Origin of the sequence: Gordonia sp. VNK1 (genome assembly GCF_040049135.1) — a bacterium.
Lineage (GTDB): Bacteria > Actinomycetota > Actinomycetes > Mycobacteriales > Mycobacteriaceae > Gordonia > Gordonia oleivorans.
Genome location: NZ_JBDZDJ010000004.1, coordinates 25,271 through 40,000 on the forward strand (window position 1 = coordinate 25,271; position 14,730 = coordinate 40,000).

Annotated in this window: 14 protein-coding genes; 9 read left to right on the forward strand and 5 right to left on the reverse strand. The window is 66.7% G+C overall.

Going from position 1 to position 14,730, the window contains the following annotated elements; translation table 11 throughout:
- Positions 1-390 carry a DUF485 domain-containing protein gene (locus ABLE94_RS05945; protein ID WP_348808290.1) on the forward strand — a complete coding sequence of 130 codons (390 nt, stop codon included), beginning with the start codon at positions 1-3 and terminating at the stop codon, positions 388-390.
- Positions 387-2,015, forward strand: coding sequence for a monocarboxylic acid transporter (locus ABLE94_RS05950; protein ID WP_348805206.1), 1,629 nt, complete (start codon positions 387-389; stop codon positions 2,013-2,015). Before ABLE94_RS05945 ends, ABLE94_RS05950 begins: the two co-directional genes overlap by 4 nt.
- 121 nt (positions 2,016-2,136) lie before the next feature.
- Here the strand turns inward: ABLE94_RS05950 and ABLE94_RS05955 are convergent, their stop codons facing one another.
- Positions 2,137-3,237: a linear amide C-N hydrolase gene (locus ABLE94_RS05955; RefSeq protein ID WP_348808464.1), complete on the reverse strand. Its 1,101-nt coding sequence runs from the start codon at positions 3,235-3,237 to the stop codon at positions 2,137-2,139.
- Between the two features lie 376 nt (positions 3,238-3,613).
- Here ABLE94_RS05955 and ABLE94_RS05960 point away from each other — a divergent pair, with 376 nt between their 5' ends.
- Positions 3,614-4,870 (forward strand): threonine/serine exporter family protein, encoded by a 1,257-nt coding sequence (locus ABLE94_RS05960; protein WP_348808291.1) that lies wholly within the window; start codon positions 3,614-3,616, stop codon positions 4,868-4,870.
- A gap of 183 nt (positions 4,871-5,053) precedes the next feature.
- Here ABLE94_RS05960 and ABLE94_RS05965 read toward each other — a convergent pair whose 3' ends face one another.
- A complete protein-coding gene (locus ABLE94_RS05965; RefSeq protein WP_348808292.1) occupies positions 5,054-6,469 on the reverse strand; it encodes an amidase in 1,416 nt (471 codons plus the stop codon).
- Positions 6,470-6,512: 43 nt separating this feature from the next.
- Positions 6,513-7,094, reverse strand: coding sequence for a TetR/AcrR family transcriptional regulator (locus ABLE94_RS05970; protein WP_348805210.1), 582 nt, complete (start codon positions 7,092-7,094; stop codon positions 6,513-6,515).
- Between the two features lie 89 nt (positions 7,095-7,183).
- On the opposite strand from ABLE94_RS05970, the gene ABLE94_RS05975 reads away from it, so the two are divergent.
- Genes ABLE94_RS05975 through ABLE94_RS05985 form a run of 3 tightly spaced genes read left to right on the forward strand, consistent with a single transcriptional unit; the run spans position 7,184 to position 10,817 of the window.
- Complete coding sequence (locus ABLE94_RS05975; RefSeq protein WP_348808293.1) at positions 7,184-8,482, forward strand: MFS transporter; 1,299 nt, start codon at positions 7,184-7,186, stop codon at positions 8,480-8,482.
- Positions 8,457-9,656: an acyl-CoA dehydrogenase family protein gene (locus tag ABLE94_RS05980; RefSeq protein ID WP_348808294.1), complete on the forward strand. Its 1,200-nt coding sequence runs from the start codon at positions 8,457-8,459 to the stop codon at positions 9,654-9,656. The genes ABLE94_RS05975 and ABLE94_RS05980 overlap by 26 nt, the downstream gene beginning before the upstream one ends.
- Before the next feature lie 48 nt (positions 9,657-9,704).
- Positions 9,705-10,817, forward strand: coding sequence for an acyl-CoA dehydrogenase family protein (locus ABLE94_RS05985; RefSeq protein WP_348808295.1), 1,113 nt, complete (start codon positions 9,705-9,707; stop codon positions 10,815-10,817).
- A 182-nt stretch (positions 10,818-10,999) separates the two neighbouring features.
- Here the strand turns inward: ABLE94_RS05985 and ABLE94_RS05990 are convergent, their stop codons facing one another.
- On the reverse strand, positions 11,000-11,209 hold the full coding sequence (locus tag ABLE94_RS05990; RefSeq protein ID WP_348808296.1) for a hypothetical protein: 210 nt from the start codon (positions 11,207-11,209) through the stop codon (positions 11,000-11,002).
- Positions 11,210-11,436: 227 nt separating this feature from the next.
- Between ABLE94_RS05990 and ABLE94_RS05995 the strand changes: the two genes are divergently transcribed.
- Entirely contained in the window at positions 11,437-11,868 is a 432-nt protein-coding gene (locus ABLE94_RS05995; protein WP_348808297.1) for a DUF350 domain-containing protein, read from the forward strand.
- Between the two features lie 141 nt (positions 11,869-12,009).
- The gene (locus ABLE94_RS06000; RefSeq protein ID WP_348808298.1) at positions 12,010-12,465 is read left to right on the forward strand and encodes an SRPBCC family protein; all 456 of its coding nucleotides are present in this window, start codon (positions 12,010-12,012) and stop codon (positions 12,463-12,465) included.
- 22 nt (positions 12,466-12,487) lie between these two features.
- Here ABLE94_RS06000 and ABLE94_RS06005 read toward each other — a convergent pair whose 3' ends face one another.
- Positions 12,488-13,285 (reverse strand): HAD-IIA family hydrolase, encoded by a 798-nt coding sequence (locus ABLE94_RS06005; RefSeq protein WP_348805217.1) that lies wholly within the window; start codon positions 13,283-13,285, stop codon positions 12,488-12,490.
- A 186-nt stretch (positions 13,286-13,471) separates the two neighbouring features.
- On the opposite strand from ABLE94_RS06005, the gene moeA reads away from it, so the two are divergent.
- On the forward strand, positions 13,472-14,710 hold the full coding sequence (gene moeA / locus ABLE94_RS06010) for a molybdopterin molybdotransferase MoeA (protein ID WP_348808299.1): 1,239 nt from the start codon (positions 13,472-13,474) through the stop codon (positions 14,708-14,710).
- The last annotated feature ends 20 nt before the right edge of the window (positions 14,711-14,730 follow it).

Sequence of the window (14,730 nt, forward strand, 5' to 3'; positions counted from 1 at the left end):
GTGTCCACTGTCGATCAACCCGCGTCGGCCCAGCCGCCCGGCCATCCACCGCACGAACATCATCAGCTGCACCCGTCCGGCGAGCAGTTCATCGCCATGCAGGCCAGCCCCGGGTTCCAGAACCTCAAGCGGACCCTGCGCCGCTTCGTCTTCCCGATGACCGCGTTCTTCCTGATCTGGTACGCGCTCTACGTGGCCCTCGGCGCCTTCGCGCACGACTTCATGGCGACGCCGGTGTGGGGCAACATCAACGTCGGTCTCATCCTCGGTCTGCTGCAGTTCGTCACCACGTTCCTCATCACCGGGCTCTACGTACGCTTCGCCAACCGCGACCTCGATCCGCAGGCCGCCGCACTGCGCGACAAGATGGAAAGTGAGGTCGAACGATGACCACCGCTGCAGCCGCCGCCGTCGGCAATCCGGTCGCCAACATCGCGATCTTCGTGGCGTTCGTCGCCATCACCATGTTCGTAGTCATCCGGGCGAGCCGGAACAACTCCTCGGCCGCCGACTACTTCACCGGTGGCCGCGCCTTCTCCGGTCCGCAGAACGGTGTCGCCATCGCCGGCGACTACCTGTCCGCCGCGAGCTTCCTCGGTATCGCCGGCGCCATCGCGGTGTACGGCTACGACGGCTTCCTCTACTCCATCGGCTTCCTGGTGGCCTGGCTGGTCGCCCTGCTGCTGGTGGCCGAATTGCTGCGCAACACCGGCAAATTCACCATGGCCGACGTGCTGAGCTTCCGGCTCAAGCAGCGCCCGGTGCGCCTGGCCGCGGCCATCTCGACCCTGGCCGTGTCGCTGTTCTACCTGCTGGCCCAGATGGCCGGTGCCGGCGGTCTCGTCGCCCTGCTCCTCGACATCGAGTCGCGGGCCGGACAATCGCTGGTGATCGCCGTCGTCGGCGCCCTGATGATCGTCTACGTGCTCGTCGGCGGCATGAAGGGCACCACCTGGGTGCAGATCATCAAGGCCGTCCTGCTGATCGCCGGCGCGGCGTTCATGACGGTGATGGTGCTCGCCAAGTTCGGGCTCAACGTCTCCGACATCCTCGGCAATGCGCAGCAGGCGATCTCGGGGTCGTCGAGCGACAAGGTCGCCGCCCGTGACGTTCTCGCACCCGGCGCCAAGTACGGCGGGTCGTTGGAGTCGCAGATCAACTTCATCTCGCTGGCCATCGCCCTGGTGCTCGGCACCGCCGGTCTGCCCCACGTGCTGATGCGCTTCTACACCGTCCCGACCGCGAAAGAGGCTCGGCGCTCGGTCGTCTGGGCCATCGCCCTGATCGGCGCGTTCTACCTGTTCACCCTGATCCTCGGCTACGGCGCCGCGGCCATCGTCGGCCCCGACCGCATCCTCGCCGCGGCCGGCAAGGAGAACTCGGCGGCACCACTGCTGGCCTTCGAACTCGGCGGCACCGTGCTCCTCGGCATCATCTCGGCGGTCGCCTTCGCGACGATCCTCGCGGTGGTCGCCGGCCTCACCATCACCGCATCGGCGAGCTTCGCCCACGACATCTATGCCAGCGTCATCAAGCGCGGCAAGGTGAGCGAAGACGATCAGGTGCGTGTGTCCCGTTACGCCGCAATCACTCTCGGCGTGCTGGGGATCGTCCTGGGCATCCTGGCCAACGGCCAGAACGTGGCCTTCCTGGTGGCGCTGGCCTTCGCGATCGCCGCCGCGGCCAACCTGCCGACCATCGTGTACTCGCTGTACTGGAAGCGGTTCAACACCCGCGGCGCCCTGTGGAGCATCTACGGTGGCCTCGGCTCGACGCTGCTGCTGATCGTGTTCTCCCCCGCGGTCTCCGGCAAGGCGACGTCGATGATCCCCGGCGCCGACTTCGCCTGGTTCCCGCTGGAGAACCCCGGCATCGTGTCGATCCCGCTCGCCTTCGCGCTCGGCATCATCGGCACCCTCACCGCGCCGAACGATCGCGGTACCCCGGAACGCAATGCGGAGATGGAGGTGCGTTCGCTGACCGGCATCGGTGCCGAGGAGGCGGTCGCCCACTGACGTCCCGGTAATCCCGGACACAAGAATTGGGTCCTGTTGGAGAAGCTGGGTGGCACACCACCCAGGTTCTCTGACAGGACCCAATTCTGTTGTCGCAGAGAGTGTTATCGAGAGCGCGAACTCAGGTCGCGTCGACGAACTCCACGAGCTTGGCGTCGACCTTGTCCTGAATGTCCTTGACGCGCTCTTCGATGGGCTTCGCCGCGTCGAGGCTGTGCTTGGCCTTCTCCACCAGCTCCCCGATCAGCTTGGCCTGCTCGATGGAGACGATGTGGAACTTGTGATGCTTGAACTTGTGGCCGACGTTGCCCGACAGTCCGTGCTCGACCTCGAGATTGTTGACGAGGTCGAGCTTCGCGTCTCCCGATCCCTCGCTGAAGTCGAGATCCTTCAGGTCGACCCACACGGTGTTCGGGCGGGTGGTGGACTCGAAGACGTAGCGCGGGTTGGTCAGATCGATGACGACCTGCCACAACGTCTGTGACGCATCGGGCTTGCCCGGGTCCGCGGTGCGGAACGGTTGAGCCGTGTTGCGCATGATGCTGCCCATCGCGGCGGTGGCCTGTAGCCGCGAGGTGGGCTGCGGCTGATGGTGCACGTAGTACGACGCACGAGCGAAACGGTCGGCCGCGTCGCAGGTACCGGGGAGCGCGTCCGAGCCGCCCAGACCCTCGAACTTCTTGACGAGCTCCAACTGCTTGTCGTAGGTGGGCGAATTGGTCATCACCCAGTAGTCCCGGCTGTGGTAGACGTCGAGCTTGCCGTCGATGTATTCGAAGATCGCCGAATCGCCAGTGGCATCGTCGAGCGCCAGGTGGATCGCCGGGTGGCTGCCGCCGGTCGGATCCGCCATCGGAATCACCTGCGGATCATTGTCCTGGGTCCACCGCACGGCCTCGGCAACCGTGGCGAAATTGTCGAGGTAGTACTGCAGCCACACCGACATCGCCAGCTGCGGACGATTCGGATCCGGGGTGCCGTACTCGGACTCGGCGAGCCACAGAATGTGCCCTGCCAGCCCTTTCTCATTCACCCCGTCGGTCGACAGGATGTCGTACACGCCGGCAATCACGCTGCCGTATTTCGAGGTCCACTTCAGCTTGCCCTCGACGCGATCATTGCGTTTGACGCCGCGCGGGAGTTTCCAGAGGTTGGTGTGGAGATCCTGATGGAAGTCCATGTTCCGGCCGACGATGACAGATCCGTTGGCGTCCGGCCACATCACACGCGTGCAACAGAATTCTCTTTTCGTTGTCGACGATTCTGCCGAGAACATTATCTCAGTGCGAGAGAACATCGCAGCAATAGGTTTACCGCGGACGACACCGATGATTCGGGACACGATCCGAGCGATTCCGTGCCAAGGTTTCTGAGAAATCACCCGCGACGGCCGCGGTTCCTCTATACATCGTCGTCAGCTGTCGGCGATGTCGCGACGATGGATTCCACCCGGTGGCGTCGGACAGATCCGCTCTTGCGCGCGGGGCTTCCGCATCGAAGCGCCGGTCACCCCGATGTAGGTTGATCCGAGCCGTGTCGGCAGTCCGACCACATCGGTTGGTCCGCATGGCAATCGAGACCCGCTGTGAGGTGCAGGCATGTCAGATGACGCGGTGAAACGGCCCGGATCGGCAGATCCGGACGACATGCTGACCCTCATCACCGAGGTCGGTGAGGCGCTCAACAGTTCGTCGTACCCGGTTCCCCTCACGCAGCAGGTTCTTCACGAGATCTGCACGACGTACGACTACGACGCGACGACCGAGGTCTTCGCGACCTACATCATCGCGCTCGATCGTCAACGGGGTCGGACGGCGATGGCGAACAGCACTACGCCCTACCGATTCGACCAGATCGCGGACACCGAGACGCTGGTGCACCGGCTCCGGCGGGAACCGATTCCGGTTCCGGATGCGCTCCACAAGCTGCGCGCCATCGCCGCTGCCCCGCCACCGATTCATCCCCTGGTCCGGATTGCGGGCTACATGCTCATGGCGTTGGGGTTCGCCATGTGCTTCCGGATGAGCCCGTTGGCGTCGGTCGCTGCCGTCGTCCTGTCGATTCCGATTGCGGCGGTGCTGTTGTGGAGTGGCACCAAACCGGCGATCACCGCCCTGATGCCCGTCCTGTTGACGTTTCTGGCCGCATTGCCGATTGCACTGTGGTCGGTGCACGGCGGATTCGACGACCCGGTGCGACTCGCCGTCATCCCGGTGGTGACACTGATTCCCGGAGCGGCGCTCACCACCGCACTGATCGAGCTCACCACCGGCGACATGATCGCCGGCTCGACCCGCCTGGTCTCCGCGCTGATCGTGCTGCTGTCGATGGCGTTCGGATTCGCGTTGGCCCTCGACGTCGCCGGCCTGACGTCAGTTCACCTGCAGGATCTGACAAGTGAGCAGGCGCCGTCGTGGGTGCTGTGGCTCGCCGGACCGGTGTTCGCGGTCGGCAACACCCTGTATTTCTGTACGCCCCAACGGTTGTGGGTGTGGACCATCGGGTTGACATTCGGGACCTTCTGGCTCAACAACGTGACACAGCTGGTCATCCTGCCCGCGTTCGCCGGCGGTATCGCGTTGGGCGTCACCCTGCTGGTCGCCTGGGTCGTCAGCGACCGCGCCAAGGGACATCCGAGCGCCCTGGTGATGTATCTGCCGCCGTTCTGGTTGATGGTTCCGGGATCGATGGGTTTCGTCGCGATCAGCGGAGTCATCACCGAGGATCGCGAACTCTCCGGTCTCGGGACGAATGCCGCCCTGTCCCTGCTGAGTATGGCCATCTGCATGATGATCGCCACCGTCCTGGCCCCCTTGGTGATCCGGCTGCTGAACTCGTGGTGGCCACGGCCGTAGCGGGATCGCCGGACGGGGAATCACAGCGCGACAACAGTAGTGGGCGACAGTGGTCGTGGTTCCCCCACGGCGAGATGGGGTCGTGTTGGCGGAATTGGGTGGTGTAGCACCCAGATCCTCAGGTCCGACCCAATTCTCTGGGTCCCGAGGCGTCGCCCACGACCGCCGAGACGGTTTCTCGTCTCAGCCCGCGTCCTGAATGCGCGCGAACGGCTGTGCGGCCTCGAGTTCGTAGGCGAGTTCCAGCAATGTCCGTTCGTCACCGAGATCGGCCGAGAAATGCATGCCCAACGGTAATCCGTCCGACGTCTGTGCCAGCGGCAGGCTGATTCCCGGGGTACCCGACGTGTTGTTGGCCGGCGTGAAGGCCACGTAGCGGATCAGCCGATCGAAGGCCTCGTCGAAATCCACACCCGGATCGAGGTAGCCGATCTTCGGCGTGGTGTGCGCCAGCGTCGGCGAGAGCACCGCATCAAAACGCGAAAAGGTCTCGCGCAGTTGAACCGTAGACCGTTTGAGGCCACGGATCACACCGGGTGTGCGCCACATCCGGCGAAGATACATCCGCGAGAGCCCACGAGTGAACGGATCGAGTTGCGAACGGTCGAAGCCCTTGTCGATCATCCGCTTGCCGAAGTGATCGATACCGAACGCGAGCATCGCCCAATACGAGGTGAACTCGTTGATATACGACCGGTCCACCGGAACCGGAACGAATTCCGTTCGGTGACCCAGACTTTCGAGAAGTTCAGCGGTGGCGGTCAGTCCGGCCTGGGTGTCGTCGTCGAGGAGTTGCCCGGTCAGCGGTTCGGTGAGCATCGCGATCCGCAGGCGTCGCTCCGACGGACCGTCGACGCGACCCACCAGCGGCAATCCCTTTGCTGGACTGAAGGTCTCGGCATCGGCGAGGAATCGCGCGGTATCCCGGACGGTGCGGCTGACGATGCCGTTGGAGATCAGGTCGATCGGCATCGACTTCCCCTCGGGCGAGGCGACGACGCGATCGCGGGAGGGTTTGAGTCCGACGAGCCCGCAGGCCGCGGCCGGGATACGGATGGACCCGCCACCGTCATTGGCGTGCGCGATCGGCAACGCCCCGGCCGCCACCAACGCCGCCGACCCACCCGATGACGCGCCACAGGAGTAGTCGGTGTCCCAGGGATTACGGGTGGGATCGCGGTCGACGAATTCGGTGGTCGCGGTCAGCCCGAAGGCCGGCAGCGTCGACGCGCCGACGATGTTCACGCCGGTGGACAGCAACTGATCGGTGAAGGGTTCGTTCTGCGTGGCCACCCGCTCGGGTACCGCGGCCGAACCGTGCGTCGTCGGGATTCCGGCGAACAACGTGTTGTTCTTGATGATCGAGGGCACCCCGGCGAACGAGCCGCCGCAGTACCCGCCGTCGACGGCGCGCTTGCGGGCGCGCTCACGGTCATCCACCGCGACCGCGTTGAGCGTCGGGTTGACCGCGTCGATCCGAGCGAGGGCCGCCTCGACCGCCTCGGTGGCCGAGATGTCGCCTCGCGTGATCGCCTCGGCGACGCCGACCGCGTCCCATTCCCCCAGCGCGTCGTCACCGAACGCGTGCACATGCCTCATGCGCGCCGAGCCTAGTACGTCACGGGCATCGGATTCGCCAGGATCAGACCATCCGCATGACATCGGCGGCCAGGCGGGTGGCGAACTCATCGTCGATGTGTTTGGCGAAGACCGCATGGTGATAGAGCGGCGCGATGATGTGGTCGAGGATCTGTTCCACCGACGGTGTGGCCTCGCCGCGGCCGGAAGCCCGCCCGACCATCTCGGCCGCCTGACCGCGGCGGATCTCCCAGCACGGGCATTCGTCGATGAGGTCGTCGCGCGCGGTGACCATCGCGCGCAGGTAGGCGCGACGCGACGGCCGGGAGATGTCGGCGCCGATGATGCGCGCCCACTCGGCCAGATCCCCGGCCAGCGTGCCGGTGTCCGGCAGCGCCTCGCCCTGGGTGAGCGCGGCCACCGCGACCTCCTCGAGCAGGGCGGTGATCGACCCCCAGCGTCGATAGATGCTGGTCGGGTTGACCCCGGCGAGCTCGGCGACCTGCGGGATCGTCATGCTCTCGCGTTCACCGCGGGCGACGAGCCGGCCGACCGCGTCGTACACCGCGTGTTGCACCCGGGCACTGCGTCCACCGGGTCGGCGACCCGTCGTGACCTCGGTGTTGTCCGCTGTTACCGCACTCATGGAATCGATTATTGCAAATCGCGTTGCTTTAGGGGTCCACGTCGGGCTAGGTTGGCCCTAACGCAAACCACTTTGCTTTTGGAGGATCGATGTCGCGACTGCATCCGCACCGCGCGTTCTGGGTGATCGCCGCGACCGTGGTGATGGTCCTCTTCGCCTCGGCCGCCCCGTCGCCCTTGTACCCGGTCTACCAGCAGCTTTGGGGCTTCTCGTCGTTCACCCTGACCGGGGTGTTCGCGATCTACGTGGTGACGATGCTGATCAGCCTGCTGTCGGTGGGATCGCTCTCCGATCACATCGGCCGCCGACCGGTACTGGCCGTGGCCCTGGTCCTGCTGATCGCCAGCATGGTGCTGTTCCTGGCCGCCGACGGTGTCGGCATCCTGATCGCCGCTCGTGCCCTGCAGGGCCTGGCCACCGGGGCCGCGATCGGCACGCTGACCGCCACCGTCGTCGACCTGCAGCCCAGTGCGCGCCTCGGCTCCGCGATCACCGGGGCGGCCCCGACCATCGGTCTGGCCGCCGGGGTCGCGATCGCCGGTGTCCTCGTCCAGTACGCGCCGCAGCCGCGATTCCTGGTCTACGAGATCACCCTGGGCATCTACGCCGTGCTGCTCGTCGCGTTGCTGATCGTGCCCGAGACGTCGTCGCGCATCGGATTCACCTCACGCCGGCACATGCTGGCCACCCTGGCCCCGCAGGCGTCGGTACCCGGCGAGATCCGCCATCTCTTCTGGGGCGCCCTGCCGGCCTTCGTCGCGACGTGGTCGATGGGTGGGCTCTACCTCTCGCTGGGGTCGTCGGTGATCGCGAAGGTCTTCGGCATCGACAATCACGCCGAGGCGGGCGCCCTGCTGTTCACCTTCTTCGCCGCCGGCGCACTCACCTCGCTGGCCCTGATCGGACGCGACGCCGCGACCAAACTGGCCTACGGCTACCCCGCCCTGGCCGCCGGCGCGGTGATCTCGCTGGCCGGGGTGCTCACCTCGGCACTGCCGTTCTATGTGGCGGGCTCGCTGATCGCCGGTACCGGCTTCGCGGCGACCTTCCTCGGTGCGCTCGATTCGATCAGTGCCGCCACCCCACCGCCGCAGCGCGGGCAGGTGTTCTCGGCCGTCTTCATCGTCAGCTACCTCGCCTTCAGCGGCCCGGCCGTGATCGCGGGACTCGTCGTCAGTCACGTCGGCCTGCAGGAGACCGTCGTCGGCTACGTCGTCTACGTCCTGCTGGTCGCCGTCGTCGGGGCGGTGCTGTCGCGGCGGGCGCGACGCAGAGCCGGAATCGTCTCATCTTCGGTGTCCGATCCGGCCGATCCGGCATCCCGGGTTTTGCCCCGCGACCTCGAAGAGTATGAAGGTAGGCATGCACCTGAAATACAGTTCAAGTGAGGAAGCATTCCGCGAGGAGCTCCGGACGTTTTTCACGACCCAGGTCCCCAAGGACATTCGTGAGCGCAGCGCCGCCGGAAAACTCAATTACCCCGACGACATCGTCACCACCACCCGCATCCTCAACGAGGCCGGGTACGCGGTGCCGCACTGGCCGGTGGAGTGGGGCGGCCAGGATTGGACCCCGATCCAGCACCACATCTACCGCGAGGAGATGAGCCTGGCGTCGGTGCCGGACATGCTGCCGTTCAACGCAGGCATGATCGGACCGGTCATCGCGCAGTTCGGCTCCCCGGAGATGAAGGAACGATTCCTGGCCAAGACCGCCAACCTCGACATCTGGTGGTGCCAGGGCTTCTCCGAACCGGAAGCGGGCTCCGATCTCGCATCCCTGAAGACCCGGGCGGTACGCGACGGCGACCACTACGTCGTCAACGGTCAGAAGACCTGGACGACGCTGGGCCAGTTCGCCGACTGGATCTTCTGCCTGGTGCGTACCGACCCGGACGTCAAGAAGCAGGCCGGCATCTCGATGCTGCTGTTCCCGATGGACACCCCCGGCGTCGAACTGCGTCCGATCCAGCTGATCGACGGCGGCTTCGAGGTCAACGAGGTGTTCTTCAACGACGTCCGCGTTCCGGTGGAAAACCTTGTGGGCGAAGAGAATCAGGGCTGGACACAGGCCAAGTTCCTGCTCGGCAACGAGCGCAACGGCATCGCACGGGTCGGTTACACCCGCACCAAGCTCGCTCGCGCCAAGGAACTCGCCCGCGAGGTGACCGCCGCCGACGGCACCCCGCTGCTCGCGGACCCGCTGCTGTCCGCACGTCTGGCCGAACTCGAAAACGAGCTGCTCGCACTGGAACTCACCCAGTTGCGGGTGGTGGCGTCCTCCGCCGACGGCAAGCCGAACCCGGCGTCGTCACTGCTCAAGCTCCGTGGCAGCCAGCTGCAGCAGGAGGCGATGGAGCTCATCGCCGACATCGCCGGCCCGCAGTCGCTGCCGGTGTCCGCGATCGAATCCGGCTCCGCCAACGGTTCTGCCGACATCCTCGCACCGGAGTGGGCGCAGCTGTCCGTGCCGACGTACCTGAACTACCGCAAGGTGACCATCTACGGCGGTTCGTCGGAGGTTCAGCGGCAGATCATCGACAAGGCCGTGCTCGGCCTGTAGGCCCGATCCCCTTCTGCCCGAACACCTCTCGACACCCGAGGAACTTTCATGGATTTCGAACTGTCCGAAGAACAAACGATGTTGCGCGACACCGTCCGCGACGTCCTGACCAAGACCTACGACGTGGAGACGCTGCGCAAGGTCACCGACACCGAACTCGGCTGGAGCCGCGACGTCTGGAAGTCGTTGGCCGACATCGGCATCCTGGGTCTGACCATCCCCGAGGAGGACGACGGCGCGGGCGCCGGTCCGGTGGAGTTCGCCAGCGTGATGGGCGAGATCGGTCGCGCCAATGCGCCTGAGCCGTACCTGGATTCGGTACTCGTCCCCAGCTCGCTGATCGTCGCCACCGCCGAGGGCGAGTTGCGCGCCGAACTGCTCGGCGGGCTGGCGTCCGGCGAGTTGCTGATGGCCTTCGCCCACCAGGAGTCCGGCGATCGCTGGCCGGCCGCCGCGGTGGATTCAACCGTCGCCGACGGCAAGCTCACCGGAACCAAGACGCTTGTCCCCCACGGCGATTGCGCCGACAAGCTGATCGTCTCGGCACGCGAGAACGGCGAACTCGGCCTCTACCTCGTCGACGCCGACGCCGACGGCGTGGACCGCGTCGCCTACCGCACGAGCGATCGTCGACGCGGTGCGCAGATCACCTTCACCGACGCACCGGCCACCCGGCTCGGCTCGGGTGATGCCGGCGCCCTGCTGTCCGACGTCGAGGTGGGCATCCAGACCGCGCTGTGCGCCGAGGCCGTCGGCGCGATGGAACGCGCCCTGGACCTCACCGTCGACTACCTCAAGACGCGCAAGCAGTTCGGCGTGACCCTGTCGACGTTCCAGGCCCTCGACCACCGGGCCGCCGACATGTACGTCTCACTGGAACTCGCCCGCAGCATGAGCCTGTACGCGACCACCGCGCTCTCCGACGGTGTCGCCGACCCGATCATCGCCTCCCGCGCGAAGCTGCAGATCTGCCGTTCGCTGCGGCACGTCGGGCAGGAAGCGGTGCAGATGCACGGCGGCATCGGTATGACCGCCGAATACCCGGTGGGCCACTATCTGTCCCGGCTGACCGCGATCAGCCACACCCTCGGCGACGCCAACGATCACCTCACGGCGCTGTCGAAGAACGTGGGCAGCTACGACCTCGTCGGACTGCTCTGACGGCTCGCTGAACGCGACCACGCCACCGCCCCGATCACACCGCCACACACGGCGGGTGGTCGGGGCGGGTGCTTTGTCCGGCGCACACTCGACGGGAATCAGCGCACACTCGACGCGGAACAGCGCCCACTCGACGGGAAAGGGCGCACACTCGACGGGGAACGGCGCACACTCGACGGAAATCAGCGCCCACTCGACGCGGTGGGTGGGGTCACGGCACCCACACCCCTACCCACACCCACACCCACACCCACACCCACACCCACACCCACACCCACACCCACAGCATCAGCACATAGGGCGGTGGCACCCGCCGCTTCGGGGCACAGTCCCGCGACACCGTCGAGCAGCCGGCGATGCTCGTTCTCCAGTAGTCGTGTCAACCAGCCCATCCCGGCCACCTCCTGCGCCACTCGATTCGCACGACGATCCCGCCCAGTAGGCCCCGAACAGATCGCGGTGACCAGGGTTTGGCCCAGCGTGATCGCGCCGACCTCGTCGGCGGGCGCATGTCGTGAGCGCCAAACCCGACGCCTCCGACGCCATTGTCGCTAGGGTTTCTTCTGACCCGGTCCCGGTGACGGACGGGCCCCGACGCTCGGCGACGACAGGAGTTCGTGTGGAGATCTTGCGGGACAATCTGGCCGGCGCCGCGTCGTTCTCGCTGGTCGGCATCGCGCTGCTGATCCTCGGCTACGCCGCCCTCGACCTCGTGACGCCGGGCCGGCTCCGGCAGCTGGTGTGGGTGGAGCACAATCGCAACGCGGTGATCATGACGGTGTCGATGGTGATCGGCCTGTCGCTGGTGCTGGTGGGGTCGGTGTTCGACACGGCCTTCCTGGAGTTGTGGCGCGGCCTGGTCTACACCATCGCGTACACCGTGGTCGCGATCGCGGTGATGATGTGGTCGTTCGTCCTCATCGACTGGCTGACCCCCGGCAAGCTCGGGACCCTCCTGCTCGACGATTCCCGCGATCACCCGGCGATCTGGGTGACCGCGGCGGTGTTCGTGGGCGTCGGCGCGGTCATCGCGGCCACGCTCCTGGCCTGAGCGGCCCGAGCGCTTATTGACGGTTGCTCAATAAGTGGCCTAGGGTCGTCCATATCCGACGTCGCCCGGCGGCGTCATCGACCAATCACGCCGTCATCCGACCGATTCACACGAACCGATCAACACGAGGGGAACCGAACCGTGGCTGCACCACTCATCGAGGAGTCCATCGACATCACTGCCTCCCCGGAGGCGGTCTGGACGGTGATCTCCGATCTCAAGCGCATGGGTGAGTGGAGCCCGCAGTGCGTGAAGATGATCATCCGCGGCCCGGTGGAACTCGGCACCAAGACCATCAACATCAACCGTCGCGGGCCACTGGTGTGGCCGACGACGTCGAAGGTCGTGCGGTTCGCCCCGAATCAGGAGATCGGTTTCCGGGTCGCGGAGAACCACACCGTGTGGAGCTACACCATCACCCCCACCGACGCCGGTGTCACGCTGACCGAACGCCGTGAGGCGCCCGGCGGGACGACCACGAAGGTCTCCTCGGTGCTCGTCGACAAGCTCATGGGTGGCACCGAGTCGTTCGAGGAAGAACTCAAGCTGGGGATGGCCGAGACCCTCGGCAAGATCAAGAAGGCCGCCGAGGCATAGGAAGGCGTAGGGCGTACCCGACTCAGCCGTCGAGCTTGTCGATCAGGGCCGGTAGGTCGGCGATCGAGTCGATGACGTAGTCGGGCACCGGCCCGAACTCGTCGCGCTGCAGGGCGGCGAGGGCCTCCTCCCGGAACTTGCCGGTCCGCACCAGCACCCCGATCAGCGCCGACGCCTGCGCGCCGAGCACGTCGTTGTGCATGTCGTCGCCGACCATCACCACCTGCGTCGGTTCCAGATTCATCACCTCGACGGCGGCGCGGAAACCCAGCGGGGACGGCTTGCCGATCGCGCGGATCTTGCGGCCGGCGGCCTTCTCCAGTCCCTCGAGGTAGACGCCGGTGTCGATGGACAGGCCCGAGGCCGTCGACCAGATCATCGACCGATGCATTGCGATCACCGGAACCCCGGCGAGCAGCATCTCCAACACCGTCGACAACGCCTCGTGGGTGAACACCGGGCCCGCCCCACCGAGGACGACGACCTGCGCCTGCGACGGGTCGTCGGTGAGGGGTACCCCGGTCATGTCGTCGGCGATCGGGCCCTCGTTGAGCACCCACGCCTTCTTGCCGGGGTAGGTCTGCGCCAGATACTCCGCGGTGAGCTTGGCGGCGGTGAGGATCTCCTCGGGCGCCACCTCGAATCCCGCCTGCGCGAGGGCGTCGGCGATATCCCCACGCGAACGAGACGTGGTGTTGGTCAAGAACATTCGTGGGATCTGACGGTCGGCCAGGGTGCGCACCGCATCGACGGCACCCGGCAGCGCCTCCCAGGACGTGACCATCACGCCGTCGATGTCCAGCAGCAACCCGAGACTCATAGACCAAATCTAGTATCGGTCGCCGATGCCTGCAGAGCTCGACGACCCCGGTCCGCTCGGCGTGCACCGACGACGGCCCGGCGGGGCGGGATGACATGCCGGGGCGGTGACATGCCGGGGCGGTGACATGCAAGGGCGGTGACATGCAAGGGCGATGACATGCAAGGGCGATGGCATGCTGGGGCGATGCGCCCGGTGAATGTCCATCAGCAGATCGTCGCCGCCCTGTTCGCCCCGCCGGAAACGGTCACCGTCGCCGTCACCGACGCGCTGGGCCTGGTCACGGCCGGGCCGATCGACGCGCCGATCTCGCTGCCCGGCTTCGACAATTCCGCGATGGACGGATTCGCCGTGCGCGCCGCCGAGGTCGCCGACGCCGGAGCCGACCGCCCGGTCACCCTGCCGGTGGCCGCCGACATCCCGGCCGGGCGCACCGATCCACCCCCCCTGGCACCGGGCACGGCCGCACGCATCATGACCGGCGCACCGATGCCGGCCGGCGCCGACGCGGTGGTACCCGTCGAGTCGACGACGGCCGATTTCACCGGCGACGCCGACCTGCCCGACACGGTGACGATCACCGCCGGCGTGCCGCTCGGCAAACACATCCGGCTCGCCGGTTCCGACATCACCGTCGGCAGCCCCGCGCTGGCCGCCGGCACCGAGATCGGTGCCGCGCAGATCGGCCTGCTCTGTGGTCTCGGCATCACCGAGATCGGTGTCTTTCGCAGGCAGCGGGTGGCGGTGCTCTCGACCGGCTCCGAACTGGTGGCGCCGGGACAGCCGCTGCTGCCCGGCCAGATCTACGAATCCAACGGCGCGATGCTGACGGCGGCGGCCATCGAGGCCGGGGCCATCGCGCGGCACGTGCACTTCGTGCCCGACGACCCCGCACAGTTCCTCGGACGCCTGGCGGAGATCGCCGCCGACGCAGACCTCATCATCACCTCCGGAGGCGTCAGCGCCGGTGCGTTCGAGGTGGTCAAGGAGGCCCTCACCGCCACCGGTGGCGTGGAGTTCGCGAAGGTGGCGATGCAACCGGGAATGCCGCAGGGCTGCGGCCACTTTCGCGCACCCGACGGGCGGGCGGTGCCGATCGTCACCGTGCCGGGCAACCCGGTCAGTTCGCTGGTGTCCTTCGAGATCTTCATCCGCGATCCACTCCGTGCGGCGATGGGACTGCACCGACGCCGGCCGCGTCTGCACGCGAAACTCACCACCGATCTCACCTCGCCGCCGGGCAAACGCCAGTTCCAGCGCGGCCTGTTCGTCCGCCACCCCGGCGGCCCGTGGATCTCCCCCGCGGGCCCACCGGCGTCGCATCACCTGAGCAACCTGGCGCGCGCCGAGGCCCTCGTCGACATCGACGAAGACACCGTGGCGCTGTCGGCGGGCGACGAGGTCGACGTCATCCGCCTGCGGTAGTCGGGGCGGGGCGGTCCGCC

What these genes read in the sequence shown, in the direction of transcription:
- ABLE94_RS05950 (WP_348805206.1), top strand. Translation starts at nt 387, where the DNA reads ATGACCACCGCTGCAGCCGCCGCCGTCGGCAATCCGGTCGCCAACATC.
- ABLE94_RS05955 (WP_348808464.1), bottom strand. Translation starts at nt 3,237, where the DNA reads ATGTGGCCGGACGCCAACGGATCTGTCATCGTCGGCCGGAACATGGAC.
- ABLE94_RS05960 (WP_348808291.1), top strand. Translation starts at nt 3,614, where the DNA reads ATGTCAGATGACGCGGTGAAACGGCCCGGATCGGCAGATCCGGACGAC.
- ABLE94_RS05965 (WP_348808292.1), bottom strand. Translation starts at nt 6,469, where the DNA reads ATGAGGCATGTGCACGCGTTCGGTGACGACGCGCTGGGGGAATGGGAC.
- ABLE94_RS05970 (WP_348805210.1), bottom strand. Translation starts at nt 7,094, where the DNA reads ATGAGTGCGGTAACAGCGGACAACACCGAGGTCACGACGGGTCGCCGA.
- ABLE94_RS05975 (WP_348808293.1), top strand. Translation starts at nt 7,184, where the DNA reads ATGTCGCGACTGCATCCGCACCGCGCGTTCTGGGTGATCGCCGCGACC.
- ABLE94_RS05980 (WP_348808294.1), top strand. Translation starts at nt 8,457, where the DNA reads ATGCACCTGAAATACAGTTCAAGTGAGGAAGCATTCCGCGAGGAGCTC.
- ABLE94_RS05985 (WP_348808295.1), top strand. Translation starts at nt 9,705, where the DNA reads ATGGATTTCGAACTGTCCGAAGAACAAACGATGTTGCGCGACACCGTC.
- ABLE94_RS05990 (WP_348808296.1), bottom strand. Translation starts at nt 11,209, where the DNA reads ATGGGCTGGTTGACACGACTACTGGAGAACGAGCATCGCCGGCTGCTC.
- ABLE94_RS06005 (WP_348805217.1), bottom strand. Translation starts at nt 13,285, where the DNA reads ATGAGTCTCGGGTTGCTGCTGGACATCGACGGCGTGATGGTCACGTCC.
- moeA (WP_348808299.1), top strand. Translation starts at nt 13,472, where the DNA reads ATGCGCCCGGTGAATGTCCATCAGCAGATCGTCGCCGCCCTGTTCGCC.